At 39.8% G+C, this 13,566-nt stretch carries 15 protein-coding genes and 3 tRNA genes; 5 read left to right on the forward strand and 13 right to left on the reverse strand.

The features are described 5' to 3' along the window. Window positions 1-35: 35 nt before the first annotated feature. The 9 genes from cfa to VJH67_01120 form a co-directional block, all read right to left on the reverse strand. Window positions 36-1,151, reverse strand: a complete 1,116-nt coding sequence (gene cfa, locus VJH67_01080; protein HEY4515763.1) for a cyclopropane fatty acyl phospholipid synthase — start codon at window positions 1,149-1,151, stop codon at window positions 36-38. 79 nt (window positions 1,152-1,230) lie between these two features. After that, entirely contained in the window at window positions 1,231-1,584 is a 354-nt protein-coding gene (locus tag VJH67_01085; GenBank protein HEY4515764.1) for a hypothetical protein, read from the reverse strand. Window positions 1,585-1,709: 125 nt separating this feature from the next. Further along, window positions 1,710-1,883, reverse strand: a complete 174-nt coding sequence (locus VJH67_01090; GenBank protein HEY4515765.1) for a hypothetical protein — start codon at window positions 1,881-1,883, stop codon at window positions 1,710-1,712. 96 nt (window positions 1,884-1,979) lie between these two features. Continuing rightward, a complete protein-coding gene (locus tag VJH67_01095; GenBank protein HEY4515766.1) occupies window positions 1,980-2,594 on the reverse strand; it encodes a DUF305 domain-containing protein in 615 nt (204 codons plus the stop codon). Between the two features lie 20 nt (window positions 2,595-2,614). Then, window positions 2,615-2,797 carry a hypothetical protein gene (locus VJH67_01100; protein HEY4515767.1) on the reverse strand — a complete coding sequence of 61 codons (183 nt, stop codon included), beginning with the start codon at window positions 2,795-2,797 and terminating at the stop codon, window positions 2,615-2,617. Between the two features lie 384 nt (window positions 2,798-3,181). Continuing rightward, window positions 3,182-3,970 (reverse strand): nucleotidyltransferase domain-containing protein, encoded by a 789-nt coding sequence (locus VJH67_01105; GenBank protein HEY4515768.1) that lies wholly within the window; start codon window positions 3,968-3,970, stop codon window positions 3,182-3,184. A 244-nt stretch (window positions 3,971-4,214) separates the two neighbouring features. Then, window positions 4,215-4,288: transfer RNA gene (locus VJH67_01110), tRNA-Asp, on the reverse strand. 55 nt (window positions 4,289-4,343) lie between these two features. Beyond that, window positions 4,344-4,417: transfer RNA gene (locus tag VJH67_01115), tRNA-Met, on the reverse strand. Then, window positions 4,408-5,100 carry a helix-turn-helix domain-containing protein gene (locus VJH67_01120; protein ID HEY4515769.1) on the reverse strand — a complete coding sequence of 231 codons (693 nt, stop codon included), beginning with the start codon at window positions 5,098-5,100 and terminating at the stop codon, window positions 4,408-4,410. The genes VJH67_01115 and VJH67_01120 overlap by 10 nt, the downstream gene beginning before the upstream one ends. Window positions 5,101-5,231: 131 nt before the next feature. On the opposite strand from VJH67_01120, the gene VJH67_01125 reads away from it, so the two are divergent. The 3 genes from VJH67_01125 to VJH67_01135 all read left to right on the forward strand — a co-directional run bounded on the left by VJH67_01125 (window position 5,232) and on the right by VJH67_01135 (window position 9,020). Continuing rightward, window positions 5,232-5,301: transfer RNA gene (locus tag VJH67_01125), tRNA-Met, on the forward strand. 1,604 nt (window positions 5,302-6,905) lie between these two features. Beyond that, window positions 6,906-7,187: a hypothetical protein gene (locus VJH67_01130; GenBank protein HEY4515770.1), complete on the forward strand. Its 282-nt coding sequence runs from the start codon at window positions 6,906-6,908 to the stop codon at window positions 7,185-7,187. A 702-nt stretch (window positions 7,188-7,889) separates the two neighbouring features. Beyond that, window positions 7,890-9,020 (forward strand): hypothetical protein, encoded by a 1,131-nt coding sequence (locus VJH67_01135; protein HEY4515771.1) that lies wholly within the window; start codon window positions 7,890-7,892, stop codon window positions 9,018-9,020. A gap of 55 nt (window positions 9,021-9,075) precedes the next feature. On the opposite strand, the gene VJH67_01140 is transcribed toward VJH67_01135, so the two are convergent. The 4 genes from VJH67_01140 to VJH67_01155 form a co-directional block, all read right to left on the reverse strand. Then, the gene (locus VJH67_01140; protein ID HEY4515772.1) at window positions 9,076-9,492 is read right to left on the reverse strand and encodes a hypothetical protein; all 417 of its coding nucleotides are present in this window, start codon (window positions 9,490-9,492) and stop codon (window positions 9,076-9,078) included. A gap of 143 nt (window positions 9,493-9,635) precedes the next feature. Continuing rightward, window positions 9,636-9,860: a hypothetical protein gene (locus VJH67_01145; protein HEY4515773.1), complete on the reverse strand. Its 225-nt coding sequence runs from the start codon at window positions 9,858-9,860 to the stop codon at window positions 9,636-9,638. A 209-nt stretch (window positions 9,861-10,069) separates the two neighbouring features. Beyond that, entirely contained in the window at window positions 10,070-10,372 is a 303-nt protein-coding gene (locus VJH67_01150; protein ID HEY4515774.1) for a hypothetical protein, read from the reverse strand. Between the two features lie 152 nt (window positions 10,373-10,524). Beyond that, window positions 10,525-11,058, reverse strand: a complete 534-nt coding sequence (locus VJH67_01155; protein ID HEY4515775.1) for a hypothetical protein — start codon at window positions 11,056-11,058, stop codon at window positions 10,525-10,527. Window positions 11,059-11,276: 218 nt separating this feature from the next. On the opposite strand from VJH67_01155, the gene VJH67_01160 reads away from it, so the two are divergent. Together VJH67_01160 and VJH67_01165 are read left to right on the forward strand one after the other, a co-directional pair. Then, a complete protein-coding gene (locus VJH67_01160) occupies window positions 11,277-12,155 on the forward strand; it encodes a DUF2806 domain-containing protein (protein ID HEY4515776.1) in 879 nt (292 codons plus the stop codon). A gap of 1 nt (window position 12,156) precedes the next feature. After that, a complete protein-coding gene (locus VJH67_01165; protein HEY4515777.1) occupies window positions 12,157-12,843 on the forward strand; it encodes a helix-turn-helix domain-containing protein in 687 nt (228 codons plus the stop codon). The last annotated feature ends 723 nt before the right edge of the window (window positions 12,844-13,566 follow it).

Consider the following 13,566-nt stretch of genomic DNA (forward strand, 5'->3'; position numbering starts at 1 on the left):
ATGAGAACTACAATCATTAATAGCCCACTCGGTTTCTACCTCACTGATTCATACTGAGTTTTCTTTTCGATATGAGTAAAAACCATTTGCCAAAGTAGAGTTTTACGGCCTCGAAAAGTTCCAGCACAAGATAAAATATAATATCGAAACATTCGATAAAATCGCTCTCCATACTTATCCTTAAACTTGGACCACGATGCATCAAAGTTTTTCCACCAAGCTAAAAGCGTCTTATCATAATACAAACCGAAGTTATGTAGATCTTCCATTACAAATAAGCCTTCACTTGCTTTAGCTATCTGCTGAGATGACGGAACCATCGAATTTGGGAAAATATATTTTTCTATCCATGCATCGAAACCGATGGACTTAGAATCATTGCGTCCAATAGTATGCAAAAGAAATATTCCATCTGGCACCAGAACTTTTTTAATAATCTCCATTATCTTTCTGTAATTTTTATAACCGACATGTTCAATCATCCCGCAGATAAGCACTTTATCGTATTTTCCTTTTATTTCTCTGTAGTCTGCATTGATTATTTCTACAGACAAGCCTTTCGTAAATTCTTTTGCGTATGCTATTTGTTCATCAGAAATACTTATCCCCGTGACATGGCAGCCAAAATGTTCTGCCGCATATTTAGCGAATCCTCCCCAGCCACAACCAATGTCTAGAACTTTATCTGTCGATTTTAATTTTAACTTTCGACAAATTAGGTCGAGTTTTTGTTCTTGTGCAACGTCTAAATCTTCAGTGTCTTTAAAATAACCGCAAGTATATTGATTATAAGGATCAAGAAAAGCCATATACATATCATTACCCAAATCGTAGTGTTCTCTTGCAACTTTTTTGGATCCTGATTCAGTCTGAAGATTTATTAGTTTTGCTTTAATGACTCGCAGAGCATTAGAGAAGCTACGAGCAACAACTTTGTCTCCACCGACTCTTATCATTCTATTAACTAGTTCATCGATTTCTCCACAATCCCACCAACCATCCATATATGATTCACCTATTCCCAAAGTACCTTTCGCTAACACCCTATCATAAAGTTTTTCATTGTGGACTTGTATATCCCAAGGTCTATCACCATTGACTACAATATCAGCTGGCTCCAAAATTTTTCCAACCAAATCTTTTGAATTCATAGTTAAGAACTATAATAACATTAAAAAGCGAAAGCCCGACAGGAGGTCGGGCTTCGAGTCGGGGTTGATCCGGAGAGGATTATCCGTCCACAAAATCCATTGTCTCAATTTGAAAATCAAGTTCATCGAGAATGAGCAGGATTTCCAAGTGACGTTGAACGGATATCGGAATGTGATTGCTTGTAAGACCGATAAGCGTACTTTCATCCTTCATGATTTTCTTTGCACACAAGAACATCAGGAATCCGATGATCTGCTTTTGGGTCTGTTCGAGACGTTGCCGTTCTGTTTTTTTACGCAGATCATAGGGACCGTTGTCGATAATAATACCCTCTTCTTTCCATTGAGGATTGCCCCACGAATCTTGAACGTAGAACGGCTTGAGTTTACTGAAAATTTCCAGAGCTTTCGGGCTGAGTGTCTCACTATCCACGGTTTTCCTCGCTTTCTAAATACTTTTATAACATTCCTACAAAAAATAGTAAAACCTTAGGTTCAAACCAAAAACACCTTACTTAACAAGGGTGCATTTAGAAAAATAAAATATTGACACAAAAACTAATAGCTTGAAGAGTCGCCTTCAACTTTTATCTCGAGTGAAGCTCCATCGTCTTTCACTTCTGTTTTATTGTACTTGGTTGTAAAATACCAGACCCCTACCCCTACAAGTATAAGTACTACTATTATAAGTAGAGTATTCGTCGTGCTATTGCCTCCGCTGTTGTTTTCCATATTTATCAGTGATTATAATTTTTATAATTAGCTAGGCATATTATAACATAGTTTTTGACTTGCGCGGGCTCGTGGACGGAGTGAGAACCAAATTTATTACCGACTATACCAAGTTTTGTACCATTCACGCATCTGGTTTATTTCCTTTGTCTGGGCAGAAATAATATCTTCTGCAAGCTTCTTCATTTCTGATCTATCGGTAGTTCGGAGAAGCATCTGTGCCATCATAACTGCCATCTGATGGTGAGGGATCATTTCTTCAATAAATGCTTTGTCGAACGGTTTCGCATTTTTAACTGCTTCTGTATCAGTCTCATTCCCCATCATACCCATACCCATCATATTATTTCCGCCGTGCATATCGTGCCCCATAGTCATCCCACTCACATCTGGCACATTTTTGCCAAACCAGTTCTTATACCACTCCTTCATTTCGGCAATTTCAGCACTTTGTGAAGTAATGATATTTTGAGACAAAGTTTTGATTTCCTGATGCTCGGCCTTTGTTAAAGCAATATTTGCCATCACAATAGCATCATCATGATGTGGAATCATCTGTTCAATAAAATGCTGATCGATATTATTCCCAACACTAGTATTTTTACTCCCCATCATTCCTCCATATCGAGAATTACCTAACACAACTGGAGAGATAGTGATCCCTAAAATTATCCCAATAACAACCCCTATTCCCAATGATTTTGTATCCATATTAATATATTAACATGATTTTACCGAGGATGTCGTTCCAAAAAAACTTTGATCATATCTTCCTGCTTTTCAGAAAAATCAGGAAAATTTTGTTGTTCAATAAAACTACGTAAAAAGCCAACCTCTGCCCGAAGAGCCATAAGTATTCCCTTTTCTTCTCCAAAACGGTCAACCAATTCTTTTACAAATTCTTGATATGACATTCAATTAACTTTACCACAGTTCCAAAATCCCCCGCCAGAGGACGGATAGACATCAGTATACAAAAATAGAGCCTTTGCTTTGGCTCTATTTTCCAATGCGCGAGCGATGGGATTTGGTCAGGAATAAATTTTCTGCAAAAAATTTTTCACGACCTTAGCTCGCCCGTTTTTGTTGCTACAAAAACATGGCTCCGCCTTTCAAATCAAAAGTATTTTTCTGCTGAAAAATCTTTCGATCCTGCCTCGTGCCAGTCGCACTCCGGTCTTGCGCTTTTTCAAAGCTCACCCAACGAAACTGAAGTAGTTCAGTTTCTTCGCTCGCGCAAGCAAAAATCCCCTTCTGGGGATTTTCTTTGCGCGGCCTAGTGGACGAAGTGGGAACCGCTATCCAATCAAATTATTCCAATATTCAACCAAACGATTCCTTTCTTTGTCCTCCAAAGGTCCTTTTATAAAAGGTCTAACTGCATCTTTATTCCATATCCCGTAATCTCCATAAAAGACGTTTTTCACTAGTTCAGAATAAATATTAAATTTTTCTTCTAAATTAGGAGCTTCGATACAAGCTCTATAAGAATTGTAAAACTGCCCATCTTTCTCTTTTAAATATCTAAGCATCTGCTTCTCTCCTTCCCAAGGAATATTTCTAAATTCAAAATATCCCATAAAGATATTATATAAATCCTGAAGAAGTTTAATTTCTAATATTTGGTGATATTCTGGATTATTGGATTCAAAATATCTTTTATTGGTTATGTAAGCAGAATTGATTAATGAATCCCATCTATTTATTTCTGTCGGTGGAACTTCTAGTTTCTCTCTTAACTCGTCATACTTTTCTTTAAACGAAGTTAACGTGTCCGATTTATCAAATTGAATCTTGCCTTTTGGAAGCCAGCTAACTAAAACTCCATCCATAGTATTGGCAGGTATAACCTTGTCTGTAAATAATTTTTGAAGTAGAGGTATATCGTAGAAAAATATATCAGCAGGTCTATTATCTATAAACTGAAAAAGTGAGAATAATTTTTCTTTATTTTCTTTAAAAATCACAGCCAAATCAATATCACTATATTCTTTTTCTTCCCCCGAAGCTTTTGACCCCACCAATAAAACTGCGTCTATCTCTTCTTGGTTTTTAAGATTTTTAATTAGATTTTCTAGAGTCTGCATTTTTTAAATATATCACAGTTCTCTGTCCCATCAGTATACGAAAATAGAGCCATATTATTAGCTCTATTTTTCCTCTGCGCGAGCGATGGGAATTTTGATCCTTACAGGATCTGTACACCTTTTGGCTAAAATTTTCACAAGCTCAATTTTAGGCTCAAAAGGTCTTCAAATCCCACCGAAATGTCTCCCAGACATTTCTTCGCCGCGCAAATAAAAAAGACCCCTTTCAGGGCTTTTTTATTTGCGCGAGCGATGGGATTTGAACCCACGACCTCTCCCGTGACAGGGGAGCGCTCTAACCAGCTGAGCTACGCCCGCAATAAGTAGAAATTTAACAGATTTTTGGGAACTTTTCCAGTTCCCTATTTAAGTGTGTCGGCGACAGGAGTTGCACCTGTGACCTGCACTTTATGAGTGTGCTGCTCTAACTACCTGAGCTACGCCGACAAGATATTAACTTTAAGTGCTTTTATAAGTGCGAGCATCTTGTATTTTAAGAATTTACTTTTTTTTACAATAAGTCTACAAACACCTTGATAATTATCGTGGTTTTCGTAGACTTTTTGCACTTTTGTCTTAACAAAGTAAGGCTTTTTGATCTGCCCGCTGTCTAACTTTAGCAAGTTTTTCCAAAAAATCAAGACTTTCTTAACTCTATTTTTATGCACTATATTTATTTGTATCCTGCAAACAATGTCTTCCGGTTTTACTCTTAAAGCAGAAGTTAAAAACTCCTTCACTACTAAAATCATTTCAGGATCAGAATTAACGAAAACAAAGCTACTGGTGCTTTCAGTCTTAGAACCTTCACACCAATATAAAGCCGTAGAAATCAAAATTAATTCTCGTTTTGATATATTTTTAACAATTTTAACCCCCCAATCATTTGCCATCTCTATTGCCTTAATTTTTTTATTTTTATTTACTTGAGCTCCCAATCTCTGACCACTAGAGAAAGATATTCCTTGGTTTTTTCTTAATCTTTCAATTTGCCTATCTGTCAAAACAATATCGTTACACCAATCACTGACAGAACTTTTTGATACTCGAAGATTCCTCGCAATCACAATTATCGATATCCCTTTTCTTCTCATCAGACGAGCTTTTAATCTTTCTCGAAACTTTGCCATAGTACATATATTATACTACGTTACAGGTACAGACGTACGTCTCGTTGTGGATAAATTTAAATCACCTTGTTAGCAATTTTGTTATTTTGTGCTATTATTTCACCTGCGCTCTATTTTAAAAAGCGTTATATTGCGGGGTAGAGTAAAGTAATTCACTTGGCTCATAACCAAGAGATCCCGGTGCGAGTCCAGGCCCCGCAACACGAATGTGACTTGTTTGAAAAGGTGAGAAATTTTGGAGCGCGGCGCGAAGCGCCGCGTATGGAAGAGAAGGGTTTTCTCGGACTTTTTTGTCGTGCAGAATTAGGTTCGATCCGAAGATTTTCTGGAGAGATGATTTTTTGGAGGGGAGGTCGTTCCTTTCCGCGATTTTTCCTAGTGATGAGGCCGTATTTACCCACTCTTGCATTGGTGCGAGCCAATGGGTCGCATCTCTTTCTAACTTCTCAATTTTCTCCTCAAAATTTTTCTTGTCAGAGAAAAGTTTTGAGCGTTCTCGCAAATAAGTTTCTCGATCAATATCTTGAGCGAGATAAACATCGAGCAGTCTCTGAATTTTTTCGGAAAGGTCATAAACCCTGTTTTGCACATCGGCAACGATTTTTGATGACTCAAAACTTCCTTTCCTTTTGTCTTCTTCCATCAATAAACCAAATTCGTTTGCCCACGGCGAAAGCATGGAGTAGTTAGAAAGAATTTCAGAGAATTGCTGATCTAAAACTTCTTGCCTGACCGCAATTTCTGAACATTTCATTACCTTAGATTTTTTAGTGCAACGATAATAAGTGTAGTGATGGATACTGTCCTTACATACTTTCGTTTTGTTTTCTGCCGTCACCATCATTCCACAAGTGCCGCAACGCAAAAGTCCGCAAAATACTTTTGGCTCACTTCTGGGCTTCATCGGATTACCTCTCTCTATCATAACTTTTTGCACTTTATCAAAAAGTTGCTTTTCAATAATCGGTTTGTGCCGACCTTCGTGTATTTCCCCGCCATAACGAAAGTGACCATAATAAAATGGGTTGGAAAGAATTCTCTTTGCGCTATCCTTATGCAAAATATTTCCATAATAACTTTTGACTCCATTTTCAAAAAGAAAATTTGAAATATCCTCAAGTCGTAAATTTCCTTTGGCATAAAGTTCAAAAGCAGAAAGAATTACTTTTGATTTCTCCTTATCAACCACAATTCTTTTTGTTCGCACATCATTTTGATATCCAGTCGGCGCGACACTTGGAAATTCTCCCCTTTTAACTTTTGCTCTTAATCCTCGTTTTACATTTGAACTCAAATCTCGAATAAATTGATTAGCCATTCCAAATTCTACTGACATCATCAAAACATTATCGCCAGAATAGTAATGGCTATTGTGAGCGCGAATATGCTGAATTATATTTTGTTGGAGCATCCAACTAATTTGTCCGCCATCCACCGGATTACGAGCCAAACGATCCAATTTCCAACAAATAATTCCTTGAGCTTCACCTTTCTGAATTCTTTTTATCATTTCATTAAACACCGGACGACCGGGCATTTTTGCCGTTCGCTTTTCTACAAATTCATTAGCAATTTCTAATCCTTCACTTTTAGCAAGCGTGCGAAGCTCAGCAAGTTGAGCTTCAATACTCAAAACTTGCTTGTCCTCAACATCTGTACTTTTACGCGCATATAAAAAATATTTATTCATATAACTCAAATGACCATCCCGGTGCACACAATCCAAGCCGCCCTGAACTGTTCCGAGATGGTCATTAGAAAAGACGACCTATTGATTGTGTGCACAGTTATTATATCATATGGGTATGTTTGGCGAAAATGAATCACAAAAAGAATTGAGGGAAAACTGGCCTAATATGGATAAAGATAAAAAGTGGGATACTTTTCTTTGGAAAATGTCTTGGTGGCACAGTCATATACATGTGCCCGGTTCACCAAGTAAACCAATATGGGATTTAACCGAAGAACTAAAAAAAGCTTCTCGGTCATCGGAGAATCTTACAAAATCAATTCGCAACGCAACTTGGGTCGCAGCCATTGTGGGAGGACTTGGAGTTATTGTGGCTGTTGTTAATTTATTTAAGTAAAAATATTTATTAAAAAATGAGTAACGAAAAAATAAGCTCGATAATAAGTTTGGTGGTAGCAGTAATTATATTGTTTGCATCTTATTTCAAATGGTACGAAATTCTTTATGATGGGTACAGATCAAAATTTTGGGTAAATCCTCTTTTATCAATTTGCATATTGGCCTTACTTATTTCTCTATATTTTTTAATTAAAAAATAATTAAAAAATAGGGAGCTGTTTGGGTGCGCGCGAATGGGTGGGTGGGTCAAGCGCACATAAATTCGGACGACCTCCCCGACAAAAAATTGTCTTTCCAAAAAATCTTTGGATTTGTTTTTCCTTGAACCTTTCTGCACGACAAAAAAGTCCGAGAAAACCCTTCTTTTCCATACGCGGCGCTTCGCGCCGCGCTCCAAAATTTCTCACCTTTTCAAACAAGTCACATTCGTGTTACCCTCTACGACCAAATCCGCACCTTTTTTCAAAACCAATAGCGCACGCTCCGCGCGCGTGGTGGCTTGGTATGTTCTCTTACGCTCGGATCGCCACTTAACTCTAAAATGAATTCCGCTTGCCTCGCTTCTCTCGGCTCTGCCCCTCGCCCTCACCCGCAAATGCAATCATTCTTCTTTTTTGGCGGGGGGTGTTTTTAGAAATGGTATGAAGCGGGTGGGGCGAGGGAACCTTAACTTTTATAAATTTTATGATAATATTTCAGCATGAAAAATTTCAATCCCACAGCAGCTTTTAAACCAGAAAAAAGGGTTGATTTAGGTAATAACCCAGAAAGCGAAGCTTTCGATTTTGAACAATATCGCCACGAACTTGCGCAAACTCTTCGATCTATTCGCAATGGCGATCCAGAAAAAGGCATTACTCCTGATCCTATAGGAGCCGAACAATATTTGAAACAAGAAAGGATAAAATCTCGTTACAACGCAGCTCTTGAATTACACCGCAGAAAAGAGAACGAATTACGTGGAAAGGATTATGAACATCGGGTAGATACCCTAATAGAAGAATACGAGGAATACGTTGCTGGAAACGAACATGGAATTATTGGTAAGGAAAAATTTGAAGACCCAGAACAGATCGAGAGACCAAATTACGATGTTATCGATGAATCACCAATTTATCCGTATGAAGATGACCTCAAACTTTCTGCCGAACAGAAAAAGAAGATGATGAAAATGGTTGTAGAATATCTCCGCACGCATAATATATTCGTACAATTTTCTAAAACAATTAACGATGTATCAGCTGACGATACAAAGGCTGGATATATAAAATTAAACGAGGACGGAAGCAGAGATCTTCCTATCGGTGAATTGATGGGCAATAAAATTATTCTCAATCCTTGGAATGTAGATTTTATGTCCACATTTTTAACTATTGGACATCTATATGGACACATGGTGCAGGAAATGAATTTGAAAGAATATGCAGGTATCCGTAAGTTTCTGACCTACCCAAAACCACTCGATATGGAAGTTGTCCAAAGAGAATACGCAGAAATGTATGGTGGTAGAGACTATCGAGCGGATTTTAAAATTTTTGAAGAGGAGGCCTTTGCATATGCAAAATATACTTTTCAGCAAGCAGGGGTAGAATGGACTCCAGAATTGGAACACGCTATGAGAACTTATATCGATACTGATTTTGATGAACTCTGGGAATGGTCAACACAAAACCCAGAAAAGAGTGCTCAAGATTTTATGACAAGATTTGAAGAATATTACAACGACGAAGATCGAAAGAAAGCGGAAACTCTAAAAGCAAAGGAAGTTGGCATCGTGGTTGTACCGAGTGGTGAAGGAGAAATAAGAGTAGTTCGAGAAGGTCAATTATAAAAAACCCGCCAGAGGTCTTTCGACATGGCGGGCATTGGTGTTGCTTGGAATGAGCTTAGACCGGTGAGGCGAAGCGGTTCACTGGAAGAACCCAGTACCACGTGTTCGCTGTCTCCCTCTTGGCTCTTTCCTCAGCATTTTCGCGTTTAGCATAAGCTTCGGTAGCAAACCAGGAGGTCGGAGCGAACTGTCCATCGTAGGTCTGAGACGCTTGCACCAGAACGAAAATCTGTTCTGGTAGAGTTTCCTCTTTGCGAGTATCCCACACACTACATTCTTCGCTCCAGATGTGCGCCGGTCGAGGACTGTCATTGAAGCCTTGCGGGGCTTTCTCTTTTCTTTCTCCCTCTGCCCAGAACCGTGCACTCATCTTGGGATACTCCGGCTTACGCATGCATTTATAGTCAGAATCCAAACGAACACTGACCAAAATCTGCTTTTGCTCTCCGTATGTAACGTTGCTCATTGTCATCTCCTTATTCCATGTCTGCCAATACTGGTCAGAGCTTACAGGAAATTCAAAGAACATCGGGATTGCTCCCACTAAAACATTCTTAATAAAAATATTTTAGTGGGAGCCCGATCCGAAGATCGGGCGCCTGCACAAGCAGGACTTTAAACTCTCGGCTTACCAACAACCGCGTAGTGATTGGTTCTCTCGCGGTTAATGCCAAAATCGAAGGCGGTGTGGGTAATCATGGTTATGAGTTCCCATCCATCCGCCAGATAGCGATTGAGTTCCGCTTCTGCCGGTTTTCGATCTTTCTCGTCAGCGCGTCGAGCACTGTTATCAATTGGAAAATCCAATGTCTTAACTTCCGAATACTTTCCGTTCGTCATTGCTATCTCCTTATCCCTACCTGCCAATACTGGTCAGGGTTTATGGGATTTCAAAGAACTTCTGGGATTGCTCCCACCGCAGAAAACTTTTTCAAATTTTCTCTGGTAGAAGCCGAACATTTGTTCGGCACCTACGTGGCAGGATTTAGAATCTTTTCGTGTCACATTTTTGGAGACATCAGGGGTTCCAACCCTTACTTTGCTTTCCTCTACTTCATGAGTTTGTAGCACACCGCAAAGAAGTCTCGGTGGTACACGTAGCAACTTTTGCTTCCCGGTATCTTCCACCCTTCGGCGAATGCGAAATTGTCCGTTATGGTCAGCATTTCTGCTTCCACATCCTTCGGATCAATCCCATATCCTTTCAGGATTTCGGCAACCTTGTCGACAACTTCTTGTGTGCCATTTCCGCACACCATGCAGCCGTTTCCGGCTACGAGATCGTTGACTTGGTCTTGCAACTCGTGAAAGCTATTACCTTTTTGTGTGAACATTTCAAACTCCTTTTCCATACCTCCCAATACTGGTGAGGGTTTAGAGGAAAGTGGTTTTCTTACAAAGAACTTTGGGATTGCTCCCACTTAAGTTTTCAAAATTTAAAAACTTGAGTGGAAGCGGGAGAGCAGACTCTCCCGACCTGTTCGTCACAGGATTTGTGTCGGACTTAAAACTTCAAGTCCTTGAACTTCATTGATGTTGCGCCACGGCGACCCTCAAACCATACTTGGATAATGTCAGTTGATCCTCGGGTGAACGGCTCATAGATGTCAACCACGAGACCTCTTGTTCCCTCAGGGATACTGAATCGTCCGTTTGAGGCAACCATGTCGCCGACCCTAACTTTGTCACCCACACCAGAATTGTTTTCGGCGGCCACGATTGATCCCCACTCCTTGTGAATGATTATGCCGTGGCAATCGATCAATTCTTTCTCTGGTGGGTTACCGTCGCCGAGAAGTTCGAGTTTGCCCTTGCGAGCTTTGGTGTCGTAACACCCTTTCACTCGATGCTTCAGAACTTCATCGGGACCGTCAACCACAGTGCCTTCGAATTTCCAGGCTTCGCACGATCCTTGTTCCTGTTTGATCGATGGAATGATGACATGCACGTTCACCGTGCGATTCTCACCAGTCCAGTCTTCAATCAGAAGCATGACTTCGCGTCCGGGTTCATGATCGCGATCAAAGACCGCTAACATCAGATCCCACTTGGAAGGTCCACCTACGATATTCAATGATTTAGTTGCCATTCGACAACTCCTTTTTTCAATGTGCCTGCCAATACTGGTCAGGACTTATCTACCCTCTATTATACACCCATTTGGACTTCCTGTCAAGCACAAAACGAGCAAGGTTTTAAGCCGTTAAAACCCTTTGAAAATAGGGGTAAAAGTGGTATGATTTGAGTATTAAATTTATGGGCATCAAAGATATAACAGGACTAGAAAAACCACTTCAAAAACTTATTGAAGTTTTTGCGGAAGGACTTGGCGAAACAGCTAATGCAGTTTTAAAACTTGATGCAAAGAAAATTAAAAGAATCGGAGAAGCCGAAGCAGAAGTTGAGAAAACAAAAATAATAAAAAAGGCGGAAGCAAATGTGGAAGTCTTTGAAATTTTTAAGCGTGCTGAAAAACGATTTGCACTTGAACAATATAATAAACAAATAAACCTGGAGAATGTTTTTGTCGGGGCAAAAGAAAATTTGGAAGGAAAAGAAGTCTCTGATCAACCCGTAGACAAGGATTGGGCTTTCCGATTTATGAATATTGCTCAAGATATTAGCCGTGAGGATATGCAAAAAATACTTTCAAAGATTTTAGCGGAGGAAATAAAAAAACCAAACACATTTTCTTTGCGCACTTTAGATTTTATAAAAAACTTAAGTAAACCAGACTTATTTTTGTTTAAAAAAATTGCGTTAATTACTAGTCATGACTTTATAGTGCACCTTACTAAGGGTAACGCAAACGAAGGTTTCTTTAATATTTCTTATAGTGAAATTATGCAAATGATTGAAATTGGTTTTGTGCAATCAAGCCTCTCTACTATTTTAAAATTAAATGATGTTCCTGTTGATAGAATATATCCACTAGTTCTAAAAAATGGTAACTATACTTTTAAATTTACAGAAGAACAGAAAGGGGTGACATTACCAGTTTTACAACTAACCCTAATTGGTAAAGAGATATCTTCTCTAATAGAAATTGAAGATGGCGACGATAAAATTATTACGAAGTATCTTCAAGAAATAGAAGAATTTTGGAAAACTAAAAAACTTGAATTAATAAATTAATATGTCAGACGAAGAAACCACACAACCATCACCTGAACCAACAACTTCACCGGAAAACCCAATTTCTGAACCTAACCCTGTACCTGTAAGCCCCCAAGAGCTTACGGTAGAAGCACCTATCCAGCCGACAGAATCTACTTCTGTCGAAGTATTACCTGTGGCCCCAGAAACTCCTGCAAACCCCGAAAGTGCCGTTCCGGTCACTAATGATATTCCTGCAAATGAGCCGTTAGGACCAGCTCCTGTAGCTGAAATCCCAAATGAGCCTTTAAACCATACACCAGAGCCAGAAATAACAGCTAACCCAATCAACCCGAATATCACAATCGAAAAGCACGGAAATGACGTAACAATTACTGAAGTCATGCAACCAACGGCTCACTCCGAACCCGCAACGGCTCAAATGGCAGGAAATGAGCCGTTAGATCTCGTAGAAGAAGAAAAGGCAAAAAAGAGAGAAGAAAACCTAAAACTAGCTAACCAAAATAGACAAGACAAAAAGAGAAAGAAAATTGATGCAATTTTAGATTTGTTTGCGAAGCAAACAAATCTCACAAACGATGAAGTGGAAAAACTTTTGCATGTCTCCGATGCAACAGCAACAAGATATTTAGAAACTCTGGAAAAAGAAGGAAAAATAAAACAAGTTGGAAAAACTGGAAAGGGGGTAATGTACGAAAAAATCTGATTTTGTTTTTGGGAGAGTCCTTGTACACGCGGATGGGAAGGGTGGGTCAAGTGTACACTGAATGAGCCCTCGGGCATTTCCGCTATGGCATGGCTGAATATGAGCACCGTCGTTAGTCGAAGTCTCTAAACTCCAAAGCGGAAGCGACACACCAAACTCAAGGATGAAAATGTGGATGGGGGTTATGCGAGGGCGGACTCCGAAGGTCGGAAAAACGAAGGCAATAAATACAAACTATCACTAAACAAAATAAAGAACTACAAACTCAGAATACCACTACGAGGAGGAGCCCGAAGCTGGGGGAAGGATCCTTCCTTCCCCCAAAAGGAGTCGGTGCCCGAGCACCCGCTAGCAAGCGGGAAGTGCGAGGAAAAGCACCGCACTAAGTAATCTAGGTGCGAGTAGCCATAGCGGAAATGCCCGAGGCGAATGCCGAGGGTTTATCTCATTCAGACAGGCCGATACAAGAGAAATGACAGAGGCACCTTTTCCTTAACGGCTCATTTCCTGCCATTTGAGCCGTTAGGCTTCTTGGTTTTTGAATTCCGCTTACTTCTTCCTTAGAAGAAGTCTGACCCGAGCCCCCACCCGCTTCATACCATTTCTAAAAACACCCCCCGCCAAAAAAGAAGAATGATTGCATTTGCGGGTGAGGGCGAGGGGCAGAACGGCGAGGCTCTGCGAGCCGTGAGCGGAATTCATTTTAGAGTTAAGTGGCGATCC

Source organism: Candidatus Paceibacterota bacterium (assembly GCA_036517255.1).
Classification (GTDB): Bacteria; Patescibacteriota; Minisyncoccia; order Phycocordibacterales; family WO2-35-19; genus DATDXE01.